We start from the raw sequence: 16,745 nt of genomic DNA, 5'->3' as shown, positions 1-16,745 counted from the left end.
CTAGAGGTTCCGGAATTCCTCTTCGGTGAGGCCGATGTCCTTGAGAATGCCTAGGAAGGTGCCTTTTTTGAGCTCCTTGCGGTGGAAGGGGACCACGGTGCGCCGTCCGTCAGGGTGCAGAAAGACGCGGTGGCTGCCCTTCCCTCCGGCCTCCTCAAAGCCTAAGCGCTTGAGCTTGCGCACCACTTCTTCAGGTCTAGGCGGCATTTACGTGGATTTCCACCCACTCTTCGTCGGGTTCAGGGATGGGGAGGTTTCTTGCCCGGAGGGCTTCCAGCATGGCCTCGAGGGCTTCACGGACGTTTCTGATAGCCTCTTCCCGCGTGTCCCCGTCCGAGCGTACCCCGGGTACCGCGGGGACCTCGGCGAGCCAAACCCCGGGCTCCTCGGGATCGGGGTAGACCCGAATCCAATACCGGCCCATGGCCTCATTATAGAAAGCAGAGAAGGAGGGTGAAGATGCCCCAGACCCTGGCGGAAAAGATCCTCTCCCACAAGGTGGGAAGGCCCGTGCGGGCGGGGGAGCTCGTGGTGGTGGAGGTGGACCAGGTGATGGTGGTGGACTCCATCGCCGGGAGCTTCTTCAAGCGCCTGGAGTACCTAAACGCCACCCCCCGCTACCCGGAGAGGGTTTCCATCGTCATTGACCACGTGGCCCCGGCGGCGAACCTGGAGGTGGCCAAGGCCCAGAAGGAGATCCGGGAGTGGGGCAGGCGCCACGGCATCCGCATCTTTGACGTGGGCCGGGGGGTGTGCCACCAGGTCCTCATAGAGGAGGGCCTGGCCCAGCCGGGCTGGGTGGTGGTGGGCTCGGACTCCCACTCCACCACCTACGGGGCGGTGGGGGCCTTCGGCACGGGGATGGGGGCCACGGACATCGCCTTGGCGGCGGCCAGCGGCCGCACCTGGCTTAGGGTGCCCGAGAGCGTGAAGGTGGTCTTCCGGGGGAGGCTCCCCAAGGGGGCCACGGCCAAGGACGCCGCCCTGGAGATGGTCCGCCTCCTCACCGCCGAGGGGGCCACCTACATGGCGGTGGAGATCCACCTCCTGGACGGGGCGGAGGCCTTCACGCGGGGCGAGCGCATGACCCTGGCCAACCTCACGGTGGAAGCGGGGGCCAAGGCGGGGCTCGTGGTGCCGAGCGGGGAGGTCCTGGAGATGTACCGGGTGCCCGAGTGGTTCTACCCCGACCCCGAGGCCACCTACGCCAAGGAGGTGGAGATAGACCTCTCCGCCCTCACCCCCCGGGTCTCCGTGCCCTTCTACGTGGACAACGTCCACGAGGTGGCCGAGGTCAAGGGGAGGCGGGTGGACCAGGTCTTCATCGGCACCTGTACCAACGGGCGCATAGAGGACTTGAGGGCGGCGGCCGAGGTGCTTAGGGGAAGGAAGGTGGCCCCGTGGGTGCGGCTTTTGGTGGTCCCCGCAAGCTCCCAGGTCCTGGAGGAGGCGGCCAGGGACGGCACCCTCCTCACCCTCCTGGAGGCCGGGGCCACCCTGGGGACCCCTGGGTGCGGCCCCTGCATGGGGCGGCACATGGGGGTTTTGGCCCCGGGGGAGGTGTGCGTCTCCACCTCCAACCGCAACTTCCGGGGGCGCATGGGGGCCCCGGACGCCGAGATCTACCTGGCGAGCCCCCGGGTGGCGGCGGCCAGCGCCGTGGCGGGGTACCTCACCACCCCCGAGGAACTGGAGGAAGCCCATGCCTAGGGTCTTTAAGTTCGGCGACCACGTGAACACCGACGACATCCTTCCCGGAAAGTACGCCCCCTTCATGGTGGGGGAGGACCGGTTCCACCTGTACGCCTTCGCCCACCTGCGGCCCGGCTTCGCGGAGGAGGTGCGCCCCGGGGACCTCCTGGTCTTCGGGCGGAACGCCGGGCTTGGCTCCAGCCGGGAGTACGCCCCCGAGGCCCTAAAGCGCCTGGGCATCCGGGCCGTCATCGCCAAAAGCTACGCCCGCATCTTCTTCCGCAACCTGGTGAACCTGGGGATCGTCCCTTTTGAGTCAGAGGAGGTGGTGGATGCGCTAGAGGACGGCGACGAGGTGGAGCTGGACCTGGAGAGGGGGGTTCTTTTGCGGGGCGAGGCGCGTTTCCAACTCAAGCCCCCGCCTCCCTTCCTCCTGGAGGCGCTCAAGGAGGGCTCCCTCCTGGACTACTACAAGAAGCACGGGCGCTTCCCGGGGGAGTAGACTCTAGTCATGGAGGACCTGGAGATCGTCTGCCCGGTGTGCGGCGAGGCCAGCCTGGTGCTGGCGGAGGACCTGGAAACCCTGGAGGTGGGGGACGTGCTGGAGTGCGAGGCCTGCGGGGCCTTTCTGGAGGTGGTCTCCCTGGACCCCTTGGAGGTGGAGGTGACGGAGGAGGGCCTGGAGGGTTTCTTCGTGGACTGCCCCCGTTGCGGCCACACCTTTGAGGTTTCCGAGGAGGACCAGGGCCAGGAGGTGGAGTGCCCCGAGTGCGGCTTCCGCTTCGTCCCCGACTGGAGCGATGTGGAGGAGGATGAGGAATGGTAGCCACCTGTCCTGAGTGCGGTGCGGAGCTTCGGCTGGAGAACCCGGAGCTTGGCGAGCTCGTGGTCTGCGAGGACTGTGGGGCCGAGCTCGAGGTGGTGGCCTTGGACCCCTTGAGGCTCGAGCCCGCCCCCGAGGAGGCGGAGGACTGGGGAGAGTGATACCACCCCACGCCGGCTTAAGCACCCCGCTCTGGCGAAGGCCAGAGCGGGGCCCTAGGTGGGGCTTTTCGGGAGGCTAGATGCTGGCCATCCTTTACGACCGCATCCGCCCCGACGAGCGCATGCTCTTTGAGCGGGCCGAGGCCCTGGGCCTTCCCTACAAGAAGGTGTACGTCCCCGCCCTCCCCATGGTCTTGGGGGAAAGGCCCAAGGAGCTGGAAGGGGTCACGGTGGCCCTAGAGCGGTGCGTGAGCCAGTCCCGGGGCCTGGCCGTGGCCCGTTACCTCACCGCTCTGGGCATCCCCGTGGTGAACCGGCCGGAGGTCATAGAGACCTGCGGGGACAAGTGGGCCACCAGCGTGGCCCTCTCGAGGGCGGGCCTTCCCCAGCCCAAGACCGCCCTCCTCACCGAGGCCGAGGAGGCCCTTAGGCTCATGGAGGCCTGGGGCTACCCGGTGGTCTTGAAGCCGGTCATCGGGAGCTGGGGCCGCCTCCTCGCCAAGATCACCGACCGGGAGGCGGCGGAGGCCATCCTGGAGCACAAGGAGGTCCTGGGGGGCTTCCAGCACCAGCTCCTTTACCTGCAGGAGTACGTGAGGAAGCCCGGGCGGGACATAAGGGTCTTCGTGGTGGGGGATAGGGCCATCGCCGCCATTTACCGGCGGAGCCAGCACTGGATCACCAACACCGCCCGGGGCGGGCAGGCGGAGAACTGCCCCCTCACCGAGGAGATGGCCGAGCTTGCCGTGCGGGCGGCCAAGGCCGTGGGGGGCGGGGTGGTGGCCATTGACCTCTTTGAGTCGGAGAGGGGGCTTTTGGTCAACGAGGTGAACCACACCATGGAGTTCAAGAACTCGGTGCACACCACCGGGGTGGACATCCCGGGGGAGATCCTCAACTACGCGTGGAGCCTGGCCTCATGACGTTACGGGAAGCGGTGGAACACTTGGTGGCGGAGCTTAGGAGGTGGCTCCATGACCGATAAGAAAACCCTCTCCATCGTGGGGGCCTCGGGGTACGCCGGGGGGGAGTTCCTCAGGCTCGCCCTTTCCCACCCCTATCTGGAGGTGAAGCAGGTGACCTCGAGGCGCTTCGCGGGCGAGCCCGTGCACTTCGTCCACCCCAACCTCCGAGGGCGCACGAACCTTAAGTTCGTCCCCCCGGAGAAGCTGGAGCCTGTGGACATCCTGGTCCTGGCCCTGCCCCACGGGGTCTTCGCCCGGGAGTTTGAGCGCTACGCCGCCCTCGCCCCCATCCTCCTGGACCTTTCCGCCGACTTCCGCCTGAAGGACCCGGGGCTTTACCGCAGGTACTACGGGGAGCATCCCCGGCCCGACCTCCTCGGCCGCTTCGTCTACGCCGTGCCCGAGCTCTACCGGGAGGCCCTGAGGGGGGCGGACTGGATGGCCGGGGCCGGGTGCAACGCCACGGCCACCCTCCTCGGCCTCTACCCCCTCCTTAAGGCCGGGGTCCTGAAGCCCACTCCCATCTTCGTCACCCTCCTCATCTCCACCTCGGCGGCTGGGGCCGAGGCCAGCCCGGCGAGCCACCACCCCGAGCGGGCGGGGTCCATCCGGGTCTACAAGCCCACGGGCCACCGCCACACCGCCGAGGTGGTGGAGAACCTCCCGGGCCGCCCCGAGGTCCACCTCACCGCCATCGCCACCGACCGGGTGCGGGGGATCCTCATGACCGCCCAGACCTTCCTCCAGGACGGCTGGAGCGAGAGGGACGTGTGGCAGGCCTACCGGGAGGCCTACGGGGGCGAGCCCTTCGTCCGCATCGTCAAGCAGAAGAAGGGCATCCACCGCTACCCCGACCCCCGGTTCGTGCAGGGCACCAACTACGCCGACATCGGCTTTGAGCTGGAGGAGGACACGGGGAGGCTCGTGGTCATGGTGGCCATAGACAACCTGGTGAAGGGCACCGCCGGCCACGCCCTCCAGGCCCTGAACCTGCGCATGGGCTGGCCCGAGACCCTGGGGCTGGACTTCCCGGGGCTCCACCCCTAAGGCCACCCCATGCTGGCGGGGCTCCGGACGTGGGAGGTGAGCTTGTGATCGTGGTTAAGGTGGGAGGCGCCGAGGGGATCAACTACGAGGCTGTGGCCAGGGACGCGGCCTCCTTGTGGAAGGAGGGGGTGAGGCTCCTTTTGGTCCACGGGGGGAGCGCTGAAACCAACAAGGTGGCGGAGGCCCTGGGCCACCCGCCCCGCTTCCTCACCCACCCCGGGGGGCAGGTGAGCCGCCTCACGGACCGCAGGACCCTGGAGATCTTTGAGATGGTCTACTGCGGCCTGGTGAACAAGCGCCTGGTGGAGCTCCTTCAGAGGGAGGGGGCCAACGCCATCGGCCTTTCCGGCCTGGACGGGAGGCTTCTCCTGGGCAGGCGGAAGACCGCGGTCAAGTACGTGGAGGACGGCAAGGTCAAGATCCACCGCGGGGACTACACCGGCACGGTGGAGGAGGTGAACAAGGCCCTTCTGGACCTCCTCCTTCAGGCGGGCTACCTCCCCGTGCTGACCCCGCCCGCCCTAAGCTACGAGAACGAGGCCATCAACACCGATGGGGACCAGATCGCCTCCCTCCTCGCCCGGGTCTACCGGGCCGAGGCCTTGGTCTACCTCTCCAACGTCCCCGGCCTCCTCGCCCGCTACCCGGACGAGGCCTCCTTGGTGCGGGAGATCCCCGTGGACAGGGTGGAGGACCCGGAGTACCTAGCCCTGGCCCAGGGGCGGATGAAGCGCAAGGTCATGGGGGCGGTGGAGGCGGTGAAGGGCGGGGTGAAGCGGGTGGTCTTCGCCGACGCCCGGGTGGAAAACCCCATAAGGCGGGCGCTTTCCGGGGAAGGCACCGTGGTACGCTAAGGCCATGGCGCGTTTCGCCCTGGTCCTCCACGCCCACCTTCCCTACGTGCGGGCCCACGGGAAGTGGCCCTTTGGGGAGGAAACCCTCTACGAGGCCATGGCCGAGACCTACCTGCCCCTGGCCCGCATGCTGGAACGGCTTTGGGCGGAGGGCGTGGAGGCCCGCTTTACCCTGGGGATTACCCCCATCCTGGCGGAGCAGCTCGCCGACGCCCAGGTGAAGGAGGGCTTTCTGGCCTACGCCAAGGACCGCCTCTCGCGGGCCCAGGGGGACTACCTGCGCTACCAGGGCACGGAGCTGGAAAAGAGCGCCCGCCACCAGGTGGCCTTCTTTGAACTCACCCTGGACCACTTCCACCACCTGGGGGGGGACCTCCCGGCCTTCTTCCGGCGGGCCCAGGAGCGGGGGCAGGTGGAGCTCCTCACCTCCAACGCCACCCATGGTTACTCCCCCCTTTTGGGCTACGACGAGGCCCTCTGGGCCCAGATCAAGACCGGGGTGGCCACCTACCGCCGCCACTTCGCCAAGGACCCCACGGGCTTCTGGCTTCCCGAGATGGCCTACCGCCCCAAGGGGCCTTGGAAGCCCCCGGTGGAGGGCCCCCCCGAGGGGCTTAGGGCCGGGGTGGACGAGCTTTTGATGCGGGCCGGGATCCGCTACACCTTCGTGGACGCCCATCTGGTGCAGGGGGGAAGGCCCCTCTCCCCTTACGGCGAGGCCTCCCTGGGCCCCGTGGAGAGCAAAGAGGCCACCTACTACGTCTACGAGCTGGAGTCGGGCCTCAGGGTCCTCGCCCGCAATCAGGAGACCGCCCTCCAGGTGTGGAGCGCCCACCATGGCTACCCCGGGGAGGGGCTCTACCGGGAGTTTCACCGCAAGGACCCCCTTTCCGGCCTCCACCACTGGCGGGTGACCCACCGGCAGGCGGACCTGGCCGCCAAGGCCCCTTATGACCCCGAGGCGGCCTTCGCCAAGGCCGAGGAGCACGCCCGCCACTTCCTGGGCCTCCTGGAGCGCCTCGCCGAGGGGCACCCCCACGGGGTCATCCTTTCCCCCTACGATGCCGAGCTTTTCGGCCACTGGTGGTACGAGGGGGTGGCCTGGCTCGAGGCCGTCCTGAGGCTTCTCGCAAGAAGCCCCAAGGTGAGGCCCGTGACCGCCAGGGAGGCGGTGCAGGGCCCCGCGGTGCGGACTGCGCTTCCCGAGGGCTCCTGGGGCCGGGGCGGGGATCATGGGGTCTGGCTCAACGAGAAGACCCTGGACTACTGGCGCACCGTCTACCGGGCGGAGGCCGCCATGCGGGAGGCGGCGCGGCAGGGGGTACTCCCTCCCGGCGTACTGCAGCAGGCCATGCGGGAGCTTCTCCTCCTGGAGGCCTCCGACTGGCCCTTCCTCATAGACACGGGGCAGGCGGAGGCCTACGCCAAGGAGCGTTACGAGGAGCACGCCCGGGCCTTTTTCCACCTCCTCAAAGGGGTGTCCCCGGAGGAGCTAAGGGCCCTCGAGGCCCGGGACAACCCCTTCCCCGGGGCCAACCCCCGCCTTTACCTTCCGGAGGAGGCGTGATGGAAGAGGTGCTCCACGCCCTTCTTCAGTTCCGGCCGGAGAAGAGCCGGCTTAGGGAGAGCCTGGACCGGCTGAAGGCCCACCTCGAGGCCCTCCGCTCCCATGCCCCCCAGGTGGTGGTCCTCCCCGAGGCGGCCCTCACCGGCTACTTCCTGCAAGGAGGGGTGAGGGAGCTCGCCCTCACCCGGTTTGAGCTTTTGGAGCTTTTCTCGGAGATGCACCGGAGGCTCTCCTGGGAGGGGATCTTGGACGTGGTGGTGGGGTTCTACGAGCGGGACGAGGGGGCCTATTACAACAGCGCCGCCTACCTGGAGCTTCCCCACCGCGTGGTCCACGTGCACCGCAAGGTCTTCCTCCCCACCTACGGGGTCTTTGACGAGGAGCGCTACCTGGCCCGGGGCAGGCGGGTGGAGGCCTTCCCCACCCGGTTTGGCCGGGCGGCCCTCCTCATCTGCGAGGACTTCTGGCACTCGGTCACTGCCACCATCGCTGCCTTGGACGGGGCAGAGGTCATCTACGTGCCCGCGGCGAGCCCGGCCAGAGGTTTCCAGGGGCCCCTTCCCGAGAACGTGGCCCGCTGGCGCACCCTCGCCCAGGCGGTGGCGGCGGAGCACGGGCTTTACGTGGTGGTGGCGAGCCTGGTGGGCTTTGAGGGAGGGAAGGGGATGAGCGGGGGGAGCCTGGTGGTGGGGCCGGACGGGAGGGTCCTGGCCGAGGCCCCCCTCTTTGAGGAGGCGGCCCTCCTCTTCCATCTGGACCGGGAAAGGATCCCCCCGGTGCGCTACGATAGCCCCCTTCTTTCCGACCTCGAGGCGGGCCTGCCCCTTCTCCTTCCCGACCTGGAGCGGGTCTTAGGGAGGCGGGATGCGAATCGTTGAGGCACCCAAGGCGAGAGAGTTCCTGGAACTCAACTGGCCCCTGGTGGCCGACTTCCTCACCCGTTTCCTCCAGGAGGAACTCTCTTGGCGCGGCTACGAGAAGGCCATTGTGGCGGTCTCCGGTGGGGTGGACTCCGCCACCACCCTGGCCTTGGCGGTGCGGGCCTTGGGGGCGGGGAGGGTCCACGCCCTCTTCCTCCCCTACCGGGAGAGCAGCCCCACCTCCCGGGAGCACGCCCACCTGGTGGCCGAGACCTTCGGGGTGGCTCTGGAGGAGGTGGACATCACCCCCATGGTGGAGGCCTACGCCGCCCTCACCCCGGACATCACCCCCCACCGCAAGGGGAACGTCATGGCCCGGGCACGGATGATGGTTCTCTTTGACAAGTCCCAGGCTTACCAGGCCCTTCCCCTGGGCACGGGGAACAAGACCGAGAGGCTTTTCGGCTACTTCACCTGGCACGGGGACGACACCCCCCCCGTGAACCCCCTGGGGGACCTCTACAAGACCCAGGTCTGGCGGCTTGCCGAGCACCTGGGCGTGCCGGAGGCCGTGGTGAAGAAGCCCCCCACCGCCGACCTCATCCCCGGCCAGACGGACGAGGCCGACTTGGGGGTGCGCTACCTGCGGGCCGACGTTATCCTGGAACACTACCTCAAGGGCTACTCCGACGCCTATATCCTGGGCCTGGGCTTCACCGAGGAGGAGCTTAGGCGGGTGAAGGAGGGGGTGAACCGCACCCACTGGAAGAGGGCCCTCCCCACGGTGGCCCTCCTTTCCTCCACGGCCATAGGGGAGTTCTACCTGAGGCCTTTGGACTACCGTCCTTAGGAGGCCCTTATGGCGCGCAGGGTGGGAAGCGCAGGGAAGACCCTCGCCCGAAGGCTGGGACGGATCGCCCTCGTCCTCTTGGGCTTCGGTCTTGCAGTCTGGCTCCTCGTTACACTCTTCGCTCCCTGGATGGGGGCCTTGGCCCTTCCCCTGGCCTTCTTGGCCGTGGTGCGCCTGCTTCAGGACAAGGAAGTGGAGCGCGAGGTGGTGGCCAAGGCCCGGGGCTACCTGGGGGAGGCCCGGGTGGGCCAGGTCCTCGAGGGTCTCCCCTCCACCTGGCGGGTGTTCCACGATGTGGACCTAGGTGGAGAGAACGCCGACCACGTGGTGGTGGGGCCCGCCGGGGTCTTCAACGTGGAGGTGAAGAACTACACGGGCTCCATCCGGGCGGACCCTCGGAGGCTCTGGGTTCGAGGGGAGCGCCGGGACGACCTGGTTCGCCAGGCCTGGCGCCAGGCCCACAAGTTGCGGGAGCTTCTGGGCGTGGAGGTGGAGCCCCTTTTGGTCTTCGTGAGCGGGCGCTTGGAAGGTCGTCGGGTGGGCCAGCTTCCCGTGCTGAAGCCGGAGGAAGTGGTGCCCTATCTCAAGGGCCTTCCCCCGCGCCTAAGCTTCCTCGAGGCCCAGAGGGTGGCCAGGGTTCTGGAGGGGAGGGTGCGCTGATGCAGGACCGGGAGTTAAAGCGCTTTTTGCAGCAGGCCAGGACCATCGCCGTCCTCGGGGCCCACAAGGACCCCTCCCGCCCTGCCCACTACGTGCCCAAGTACCTCCGTGAGCAGGGCTACCGCCTTTTGCCCGTGAACCCCAGGTTCCAAGGGGAGGCGCTTTTCGGGGAGAAGGTGGTGGCAAGCCTCCTGGACCTGAAGGAGCCCGTGGACATCCTGGACGTTTTCCGGCCTTCCTCCGCCCTCCTGGGCCACCTGGAGGAGGTCCTGGCCCTAAGGCCTGGCCTGGTCTGGCTCCAGTCGGGAATCCAGAACCCGGAGTTTGAGAAGGCCCTGGAAGAGGCGGGGATTCCCGTGGTGACCGACCGCTGCCTCATGGTGGAGCACAGGCGCCTCTTCCTTGGCCCCACCTTCCTCTAGCGTGGAAGCCTGGCAGGAAGCCCTCCTCGCCTGGTACCGGGAGCACGCCCGCCCCCTCCCCTGGCGGGGGGAGAAGGACCCCTACCGCATCCTGGTCTCCGAGGTCCTCCTGCAGCAGACCCGAGTGGAGCAGGCCATTCCCTATTACCACCGCTTCCTGGATCTATTTCCCACCTTAAAGATGCTCCGGGAAGCTTCCCTGGAGGAGGTGCTCAAGGCCTGGCAGGGGGCGGGCTACTACCGCAGGGCGGAGCATCTCCACCGCCTCGCCCAAAGGGTGGAGGCCCTGCCCCAAAGCTTCGCCGAGCTTAAGGGGCTTCCCGGCCTCGGCCCCTACACGGCGGCGGCGGTGGCCTCCATGGCCTTTGGCGAGCGGGTGGCGGCGGTGGACGGGAACGTGCGCCGGGTCCTCTCCCGCCTCTTCGCCCTGGAACGCCCCAAGGAGAAGGGCCTCTTCGCCCTCGCCCAAAGCCTTCTCCCCGGGGGCGTGGACCCCGGGGCCTGGAACCAGGCCCTCATGGAGCTTGGGGCCACGGTCTGCCTGCCCCGGAAGCCCCTTTGCCAGACCTGCCCCCTAAAGGCTTTCTGCCGGGGCCGGGAGGACCCTGGGCGCTACCCCCGGCCCCGGGAGCGCCGGGTGAGGGAGGAAAGGCTCGTCGCCCTCGTCCTCCTCGGGCGGAAGGGGGTGTACCTGGAAAGGCTCGAGGGGCGTTTCCGGGGGCTCTACGGCGTGCCTCTCTTTCCCCCGGGGGAGCTCCCCATGAGGGAGGCGGCCTTCGGGGTAAGGTCCCGCCTCCTGGGCGTGGTGCGCCACGCCCTCACCCACCGGAGGCTCCTGGTGGAGGTCCACGGGGCCCTCTGGGAAGGGGAAGGGGAGGACCCCCGGGAAAGGCCCCTACCCAAGCTCATGGAGAAGGTGCTCCGCCAGGCGCTTCCCCTCCTCGCTCATGAGGGCGTAGTCCCCTTCCCGGACGCATAGGCCCACGGCGTAAAGCCCCTCCAGGCGCTTGAGCCTGAAGCGTTCTTCCTCCCACTCCTCCGGGTGGAAGGCCAGGTACCGGACCCGGTAGCCGGGGGTGGTGGGGGTTTCCGGCACTTCCCTCTCCCGCTCCACGAAGCGGAAGCCCAGGGACATAAGGTCCTCCAGAAGGTCCGGGTAGCTGGCCTCGGAAAGCCGCCCGGCTTCCTCCTCCACCTCGCCCACGTAAAGCCTCGCCCCGAGGAAGCTTCCCACCGCCAGCACCACCCGCTGGGCCCGGGCGGGGGGGCCTTCCCAGGTCCTTACCCCCGCCGCCCGCCCTCCTTCCAGGAGGAGCCCCGTGGCCGTGGCCTGGAAGAGGTGGAGGTTCCTCTCGGCCTCCAGAAGGTACTTGGCCCGGGCGTGGAAGGCCCAGACCCGCTCGTCCTTCGGGTCGTAGGCCCGTTCCAGGAGGCTTCCTTTGGGAAAGGGGGGCTTTGGGGGCAGGAAGGGCATCATCACCGCGTCCAGGCTCTGGGTGAGGAGGCCCACCCGCACTCCCCCTTGGGCCAGGCGGTAAGCGGCCTCGGCCCCCGAGAACCCCGCCCCCACGATGAGGACCTGGTACTCCTTCATAAGGAAAAGGCCCCTAAAGGGGCCATCTGGCGGGCCGTGAAGGACTCAAACCTCCAACCCCCGGTTTTGGAGACCGGTGCTCTGCCAGTTGAGCTAACGGCCCCCGCCTTGAGGGATTGTAGCACACCTTGGCCCGGGGGCCAAGCTGGGGAGACTCCTCAGGGGTGATGCCAAGGAAAGGTCCTCTCTTGGGCCAAGGGATCAGGACAGGGGGAGAGGGGAGGTCCTGGGTGCGGACAAACCGCCTAGGGCTTCTTCGTAGAATGGGACCATGCCCTGGAGGAAGCTTCTTTTGCTGCTTTGGTCCCTTCCCGGTGCCCTGGCCCAGCCCACCCACACTGTGGCCCCCGGGGACACCCTCTTTTCCATCGCCCGGCGCTACGGCGCCACGGTGGAGGAGCTCATGCGCCTAAACGGCCTGGAAAGCTTCCTCATCCAGCCCGGGCAGGTGCTCAAGCTTCCCGAGAGGGCCCGGGTGCACGTGGTGGCCCCGGGGGACACCCTCTTCTCCCTGGCCCGGCGCTACGGCACCACGGTGGAGGAACTCATGCGTCTAAACGGCCTCGCCTCGGCGGAACTTAAGGTGGGCCAGAGGCTCCTCCTCCCCGGGGCCCAGGCCGAGGGCGAGAGCGTCCCGCCCACCCCGCCGGGGCCTTCCCCCGAGGCTTCCCCTCCTCCTGAGGACTACGACCCGGAAAGCCCCCTCTTCCGGGCCGTGCTCCGCTATCTGGGCGTGCCCTACAAGTACGGGACGAACTCCCCTCTCGCCCTGGACTGCTCGGCCTTCGTGGCCCAGGTCTACGCCGAGCTGGGGGTGGCCCTGCCCAGGACCACGAAGGAGCAGTACCAGGCCTTCTCTCCGGTGGAGGCGCTCCGCCCTGGGGACCTGGTCTTCTTCAGCTTCGGCGGGAGGGAGGTGGACCACGTGGGGATCTACCTGGGCCGGGGGGTCTTCGCCCACGCCTCTAGTTACGGGAGCCGGGTGGTGATTGAGAGCCTCGAGGCGCCCTTCTACCAGAAGGTCTACCGGGGGGCGCGGCGGGTCATGGCCAGTCCGGCACCTCTCCCCGGGCCTTCTTCAGGGCGGTGAGGAGGGCTTCCCCCGGGTTTCCCTCCCCCCGGAAGGCCCGGGCCTCTTCCTCGAGCCAAGCCTCCCCCTTGCGGAAGAGCACCCCCCGGGCCCCTTCCAGAGCCTCCTCCAGGAGGGCCCCCAGGGAGTAGAAGGGGGCCCCCGGGGGCAGGTCCGGGTCAAACCCCTGTCGGGCGAGGGTGCGGCCGTAGGGCCTTTCCCTGGCCTCCATGGTGCCCCCTTGGGCGAAGTAGCGCCTTAAGACCCGGTTCCAGTCCCCCACCCGGCTGTAGGGGGCCATGGCCCGGTAGGCCTCCTCCAGGTCTTCCTCGGTGTAGGGGCGGTACCGGTCCTCGTGGACCACGAGCCTTCGGGGAAGCCTTGGCCTAGGGGGGCCCTCCTCGTCGGGCACCCCCACGGCCAGGCCCGCCACGGGGAGGACCCCCGGGGGAAGCCCAAGGAGGTCCGCGAGGGCCTCCACCCCGTTCAAGACCCCGCCGATGAAGCAGACCCCGTAGCCCAGGGCCTCGGCGGTGAGGGCGAGGTAGGCCCCGGCGAGCCCGGCGTCCAGGAGGGCGAAGTGGAGGGCGGTCCTGGGCCAGAAGGCCATCCTTTGCCCCCGGTGGGCGAGGAGGCGCTCCAGGCGGTGGATGTCCGCCAGGAAGAGGAAGAACTCCGCCGCCTGCCTGATGTGCTCCTGGTCCCCGGAGAGCCGGGCCACCTCGTCCCTAAGCCTTGGATCCCGCACTCGGATCGCCGAGTAGAGCTGGGCGCTCGCGTCCGTGGGGGCCCGCTGGAGGGCGAAGAGGAGTTTCTCCAGGTCCTCCTCGGGGATGGGCACGGGCTTGAAGCGGCGGACGCTTCGCCTTTTCGCCAGGACGGGCGTGAGGTCCATGAGGGCAGGATACCCTTTCTACTCCATGGGAAGCTCCATCCGCACCACCTTCCAGCCGAAAAGTCCTTGCCTTTCCAGGTAGAGGCGGCTTTGGGGGTCCTTGGGGTGGTGGACGTAGGCCGTGCGGAAGTCCACGTATCGGAGGCGCCAGCTCTTCACCTCCTCCTTGGAGGCTTGTCCTGGCTCAACCCCGGTGCCCAGGGCGGCCAGGCCCTCGGGGGAAATCAGGGCGTCCACCAAGGGGTCTACCATCCCAGCCACGAGAAGGTAGGCCAGTCCGGCGAAGGGGTTTTGTTCCCCCGCCTGGCCCGCTTCTTTGAGGAGCTGGGCCTGAATCTGAGACTTCAGCCCCTCCCGGACCCGGGGGAAGTCCACCATCCGCTCAAGCCGCGCCCGGTCCCCTTCCAGGATGGCCCCCTGCAGGGCGCGCAGGAAGCGGTATGGGGAGGCCCAGAGATAGGCGGCAAGACCTAGGGCTAAAAGGCCAAGCGCTACGAGCAGCACTTTTGCAGAACGTCCCATGCTGTCCTCCGTGGAAAGCGGGCTTTCCTGCTTCCCGCATGCTTTCAGGCTAGCACCCAGGTTCTCCCCCCATGCGTTCAAAGCCCAAACAGGCGGAGGTAGCCTTTCCAGATGGCCTCCCCGAAGAAGAAGGCCACCACCCCCCCGAGGGCCAGGTAGGGGCCGAAGGGGAGTTTCCTTTGGCGGAAGAGGAGGCCCAAAAGGGCCCCGGCGAAGACCCCCAGGAAGAGGGCCAGGAAGGCGTAGGGCCCAAGCCAAGCCCCCAAAGCCCCAAGGAGCTTCACGTCCCCGTAGCCCATGGCCACGGGTTCCTCTTCTTCCTCCTCGGGGAGGGGGCGGAAGGCCCAGTAAAGCCCCCCGGCGAGGGCGAGCCCCCCGGCGGCGAGGAGGCTTCCCTTAAGGCTTTCCAGGAAGTCCAGGCCTAGGGCGGGGGCAAGGAGGAAGGCGAGGGGCAAAAGGGGCAGGGTGAGCCGGTCGGGAAGGACCACGGCCCGCCCGGTACGGGCGGAAAGGGCCCAGGCGAGGAAGGCCAGGGCCATCCCCACCCCGGGGCCCAAAAGCGCCCCGAAGAGGGCCGCCATGTGCACCTGGTGGGGCCCCACGGGAACCTCGGCCCGCCCCTCCCTAAACCGCCTCAGGAAGAGGTTCCCGTACCCCGCCACCAGGCCAAGCCCCCCGGCGGCGAGGAGGCTTCCGTCCAGGCTTTCCCCGAAGGGGAGGGGGAAGGCGAGGAGCCAGGCCGAGAGGAGCCCCAGGAAGAGGAGGCCGTAGGTGAGGGGGTCGGGAAGCTCAAAGGTGTCCGCGTCAATGAAGGAGAGGGCCACGAGGAGGGCCAGGAAGAGGAAGACCAGGAGGGCCTCCGCCCCCGGGGGGTAGAAGAGGGCGGTGAGGAGGAAAAGCCCGCCGGTCAGGGCCTCCACCAGGGGGTAACGGGGGGAGATGGGGGCTTGGCAGTAGCGGCACCTCCCCCTTAGGAAGAGGTAGGAGAGCACCGGGACGAGGTCTAAGGGTCCTAGGCGGTGGCCGCAGTGGGGGCAGTGGGAAGGGGGGAAGACCGGGGACTCTCCCCGGGGCAAGCGGTGGATGACCACGTTGAGGAAGGAGCCCACCACGAGGCCTAAGACCAGGGCGAAAAAGGGCCACATGGGGGCATTTTACGGGGTGGCCCGGTTTTCACAGAGCTTTGGAGGGTTTGGGTGTAGGATGGCCCCGTGACGCCGGAAACCGCTTACCAAAACCTCTTGGAGTTCCAAAGGGAGACCGCCTACCTGGCCTCTTTGGGGGCCCTGGCCGCCTGGGACCAGCGCACCATGATCCCCAGGAAGGGGCACGAGCACCGGGCCCGGCAGATGGCCGCCCTGGCCCGCCTCCTCCACCAGCGCATGACCGACCCCCGGGTGGGGGAGTGGCTTGCGGCGGTGGAGGGGAGCGCTTTGGTGCGGGACCCCTTCTCCGATGCGGCGGTGAACGTCCGGGAGTGGCGCCAGGCTTACGAGCGGATGCGGGCCATCCCGGAAAGGCTTGCGGTGGAGCTTGCCCAGGCGGAGAGCGAGAGCGAGAGCTTCTGGGAGGAGGCCAGGCCCAAGAACGACTGGCAGGGCTTCCTGCCCTATCTGGGGCGGGTCTATGCCCTCACCAAGGAGAAGGCGGAGATCCTTTACGGCCTCCCCCCGGCCCCCGGGGACCCTCCCTATGGCGAGCTTTACGATGCCCTTCTGGACGGGTACGAGCCCGGGATGCGGGCGAGAGAGCTCCTCCCCCTCTTCGGCGAGCTCCGGGAGGGCCTGCGGGGGCTCTTGGACCGGATCTTAGGAAGTCCTAGGAGGCCCGACACCTCCCTCCTCCACCGCCCCTACCCGGTGGAGGCCCAGCGGACCTTCGCCCTAGAGCTCCTTGGGGCCTGCGGGTACGACCTCGAGGCCGGACGCCTGGACCCCACCGCCCACCCCTTTGAGATCCCCATCGGCCCCGGGGACGTGCGCATCACCACCCGCTACTACGAGGACTTCTTCAACGCCGGCATCTTCGGCACCCTCCACGAGATGGGCCACGCCCTCTACGAGCAGGGCCTGCCCAAGGAGCACTGGGGCACCCCCAGGGGGGAGGCGGTCTCCCTGGGCATCCACGAGTCCCAGAGCCGCACCTGGGAGAACCTGGTGGGCCGCTCCTTGGGGTTCTGGGAGCGCTTTTTCCCAAGGGCCAAGGAGGTCTTCCCGAGCCTAGAGGACGTGCGCCTGGAGGACTTCCACCTCGCTATCAACGCCGTGGAGCCCTCCCTCATCCGGGTGGAGGCGGACGAGGTCACCTACAACCTCCACATCCTGGTGCGCCTGGAGCTGGAGCTCGCCCTCTTCCGCGGGGAGCTTTCCCTGGAGGACCTCCCCGGGGCCTGGGAGGAGAAGTACCGGGCCTATCTGGGGGTGGCCCCCAAGGACTACAAGGACGGGGTCATGCAGGACGTGCACTGGTCCGGGGGGCTTTTCGGCTACTTCCCCACCTACACCCTGGGCAACCTCTACGCCGCCCAGTTCTTCCGGAAGGCCGAGGCCGAGCTCGGCCCCCTGGAGCCCCTCTTCGCCCGGGGGGAGTTCCGGCCCTTCCTGGACTGGTCCCGCGCGAAGATCCACGCCGAGGGGAGCCGGTATAGGCCCCGTGCCCTGCTGGAGCGGGTTACCGGCGCTCCTCCCAGCGAGCGCCCTTTCCTGGATTACCTGGAGCGGAAGTTTACCGCCCTCTACGGCCTCTAAGGGGGCCCCGCGCGGCC

21 protein-coding genes and 1 tRNA gene are annotated in these 16,745 nt (G+C 68.4%); 15 read left to right on the top strand and 7 right to left on the bottom strand.

All coding sequences use genetic code 11. The features are described 5' to 3' along the window. Both ACZ5RK_RS01825 and ACZ5RK_RS01820 read right to left on the bottom strand, forming a co-directional pair. Entirely contained in the window at window positions 1-207 is a 207-nt protein-coding gene (locus ACZ5RK_RS01825; RefSeq protein WP_024119512.1) for a type II toxin-antitoxin system HicA family toxin, read from the bottom strand. Continuing rightward, window positions 197-424: a type II toxin-antitoxin system HicB family antitoxin gene (locus tag ACZ5RK_RS01820; RefSeq protein ID WP_054647784.1), complete on the bottom strand. Its 228-nt coding sequence runs from the start codon at window positions 422-424 to the stop codon at window positions 197-199. Before ACZ5RK_RS01820 ends, ACZ5RK_RS01825 begins: the two co-directional genes overlap by 11 nt. 35 nt (window positions 425-459) lie before the next feature. Here ACZ5RK_RS01820 and ACZ5RK_RS01815 point away from each other — a divergent pair, with 35 nt between their 5' ends. From ACZ5RK_RS01815 to mutY, 13 genes are all read left to right on the top strand, one after another. After that, on the top strand, window positions 460-1,710 hold the full coding sequence (locus ACZ5RK_RS01815; RefSeq protein ID WP_464909440.1) for a 3-isopropylmalate dehydratase large subunit: 1,251 nt from the start codon (window positions 460-462) through the stop codon (window positions 1,708-1,710). Further along, window positions 1,703-2,194, top strand: coding sequence for a LeuD/DmdB family oxidoreductase small subunit (locus ACZ5RK_RS01810; protein ID WP_054647629.1), 492 nt, complete (start codon window positions 1,703-1,705; stop codon window positions 2,192-2,194). The genes ACZ5RK_RS01815 and ACZ5RK_RS01810 overlap by 8 nt, the downstream gene beginning before the upstream one ends. Window positions 2,195-2,203: 9 nt before the next feature. Beyond that, window positions 2,204-2,518, top strand: coding sequence for a TFIIB-type zinc ribbon-containing protein (locus ACZ5RK_RS01805; protein WP_054647630.1), 315 nt, complete (start codon window positions 2,204-2,206; stop codon window positions 2,516-2,518). After that, a complete protein-coding gene (lysW, locus tag ACZ5RK_RS01800) occupies window positions 2,512-2,676 on the top strand; it encodes a lysine biosynthesis protein LysW (protein ID WP_054647631.1) in 165 nt (54 codons plus the stop codon). The genes ACZ5RK_RS01805 and lysW overlap by 7 nt, the downstream gene beginning before the upstream one ends. Before the next feature lie 80 nt (window positions 2,677-2,756). Further along, window positions 2,757-3,599: a lysine biosynthesis protein LysX gene (gene lysX / locus ACZ5RK_RS01795; RefSeq protein ID WP_464909439.1), complete on the top strand. Its 843-nt coding sequence runs from the start codon at window positions 2,757-2,759 to the stop codon at window positions 3,597-3,599. A gap of 51 nt (window positions 3,600-3,650) precedes the next feature. Further along, the gene (gene argC, locus ACZ5RK_RS01790) at window positions 3,651-4,688 is read left to right on the top strand and encodes an N-acetyl-gamma-glutamyl-phosphate reductase (protein ID WP_464909438.1); all 1,038 of its coding nucleotides are present in this window, start codon (window positions 3,651-3,653) and stop codon (window positions 4,686-4,688) included. Between the two features lie 44 nt (window positions 4,689-4,732). Next, window positions 4,733-5,542, top strand: coding sequence for a [LysW]-aminoadipate kinase (locus ACZ5RK_RS01785; RefSeq protein WP_464909437.1), 810 nt, complete (start codon window positions 4,733-4,735; stop codon window positions 5,540-5,542). 4 nt (window positions 5,543-5,546) lie between these two features. Continuing rightward, complete coding sequence (locus ACZ5RK_RS01780) at window positions 5,547-7,109, top strand: 1,4-alpha-glucan branching protein (protein WP_464909436.1); 1,563 nt, start codon at window positions 5,547-5,549, stop codon at window positions 7,107-7,109. Next, a complete protein-coding gene (locus ACZ5RK_RS01775; protein WP_054647008.1) occupies window positions 7,109-7,987 on the top strand; it encodes a nitrilase-related carbon-nitrogen hydrolase in 879 nt (292 codons plus the stop codon). The genes ACZ5RK_RS01780 and ACZ5RK_RS01775 overlap by 1 nt, the downstream gene beginning before the upstream one ends. Continuing rightward, on the top strand, window positions 7,974-8,819 hold the full coding sequence (locus tag ACZ5RK_RS01770) for an NAD+ synthase (RefSeq protein ID WP_464909435.1): 846 nt from the start codon (window positions 7,974-7,976) through the stop codon (window positions 8,817-8,819). The genes ACZ5RK_RS01775 and ACZ5RK_RS01770 overlap by 14 nt, the downstream gene beginning before the upstream one ends. A gap of 9 nt (window positions 8,820-8,828) precedes the next feature. After that, entirely contained in the window at window positions 8,829-9,479 is a 651-nt protein-coding gene (locus tag ACZ5RK_RS01765) for a nuclease-related domain-containing protein (RefSeq protein WP_464909434.1), read from the top strand. Then, window positions 9,479-9,901 carry a CoA-binding protein gene (locus ACZ5RK_RS01760; protein ID WP_464909433.1) on the top strand — a complete coding sequence of 141 codons (423 nt, stop codon included), beginning with the start codon at window positions 9,479-9,481 and terminating at the stop codon, window positions 9,899-9,901. Before ACZ5RK_RS01765 ends, ACZ5RK_RS01760 begins: the two co-directional genes overlap by 1 nt. A 1-nt stretch (window position 9,902) precedes the next feature. Continuing rightward, complete coding sequence (gene mutY / locus ACZ5RK_RS01755; protein ID WP_464909432.1) at window positions 9,903-10,880, top strand: A/G-specific adenine glycosylase MutY; 978 nt, start codon at window positions 9,903-9,905, stop codon at window positions 10,878-10,880. On the opposite strand, the gene ACZ5RK_RS01750 is transcribed toward mutY, so the two are convergent. Together ACZ5RK_RS01750 and ACZ5RK_RS01745 are read right to left on the bottom strand one after the other, a co-directional pair. After that, the gene (locus ACZ5RK_RS01750; protein WP_464909431.1) at window positions 10,797-11,495 is read right to left on the bottom strand and encodes an FAD-dependent oxidoreductase; all 699 of its coding nucleotides are present in this window, start codon (window positions 11,493-11,495) and stop codon (window positions 10,797-10,799) included. The genes mutY and ACZ5RK_RS01750 overlap by 84 nt on opposite strands. A 27-nt stretch (window positions 11,496-11,522) precedes the next feature. Next, window positions 11,523-11,598, bottom strand: a tRNA-Trp gene (locus tag ACZ5RK_RS01745). Window positions 11,599-11,766: 168 nt separating this feature from the next. On the opposite strand from ACZ5RK_RS01745, the gene ACZ5RK_RS01740 reads away from it, so the two are divergent. Beyond that, window positions 11,767-12,585 (top strand): C40 family peptidase, encoded by an 819-nt coding sequence (locus tag ACZ5RK_RS01740; protein WP_464909430.1) that lies wholly within the window; start codon window positions 11,767-11,769, stop codon window positions 12,583-12,585. Here ACZ5RK_RS01740 and ACZ5RK_RS01735 read toward each other — a convergent pair. The 3 genes from ACZ5RK_RS01735 to ACZ5RK_RS01725 all read right to left on the bottom strand — a co-directional run bounded on the left by ACZ5RK_RS01735 (window position 12,539) and on the right by ACZ5RK_RS01725 (window position 15,126). Further along, window positions 12,539-13,459: a nitroreductase family protein gene (locus ACZ5RK_RS01735; RefSeq protein ID WP_464909429.1), complete on the bottom strand. Its 921-nt coding sequence runs from the start codon at window positions 13,457-13,459 to the stop codon at window positions 12,539-12,541. The genes ACZ5RK_RS01740 and ACZ5RK_RS01735 overlap by 47 nt on opposite strands. 18 nt (window positions 13,460-13,477) lie before the next feature. Further along, window positions 13,478-13,981, bottom strand: coding sequence for a DUF2939 domain-containing protein (locus tag ACZ5RK_RS01730; protein WP_464909428.1), 504 nt, complete (start codon window positions 13,979-13,981; stop codon window positions 13,478-13,480). Window positions 13,982-14,058: 77 nt separating this feature from the next. After that, on the bottom strand, window positions 14,059-15,126 hold the full coding sequence (locus ACZ5RK_RS01725) for a prepilin peptidase (RefSeq protein ID WP_464909427.1): 1,068 nt from the start codon (window positions 15,124-15,126) through the stop codon (window positions 14,059-14,061). Window positions 15,127-15,192: 66 nt separating this feature from the next. Between ACZ5RK_RS01725 and ACZ5RK_RS01720 the strand changes: the two genes are divergently transcribed. After that, window positions 15,193-16,728 (top strand): carboxypeptidase M32, encoded by a 1,536-nt coding sequence (locus ACZ5RK_RS01720; protein WP_054647005.1) that lies wholly within the window; start codon window positions 15,193-15,195, stop codon window positions 16,726-16,728. Window positions 16,729-16,745 lie beyond the last annotated feature (17 nt).

Source organism: Thermus kawarayensis JCM 12314 (assembly GCF_055393575.1).
The sequence above is the reverse complement of the archived record's forward strand: the minus strand, read 5'-3'. Positions and strand labels throughout refer to the sequence as shown.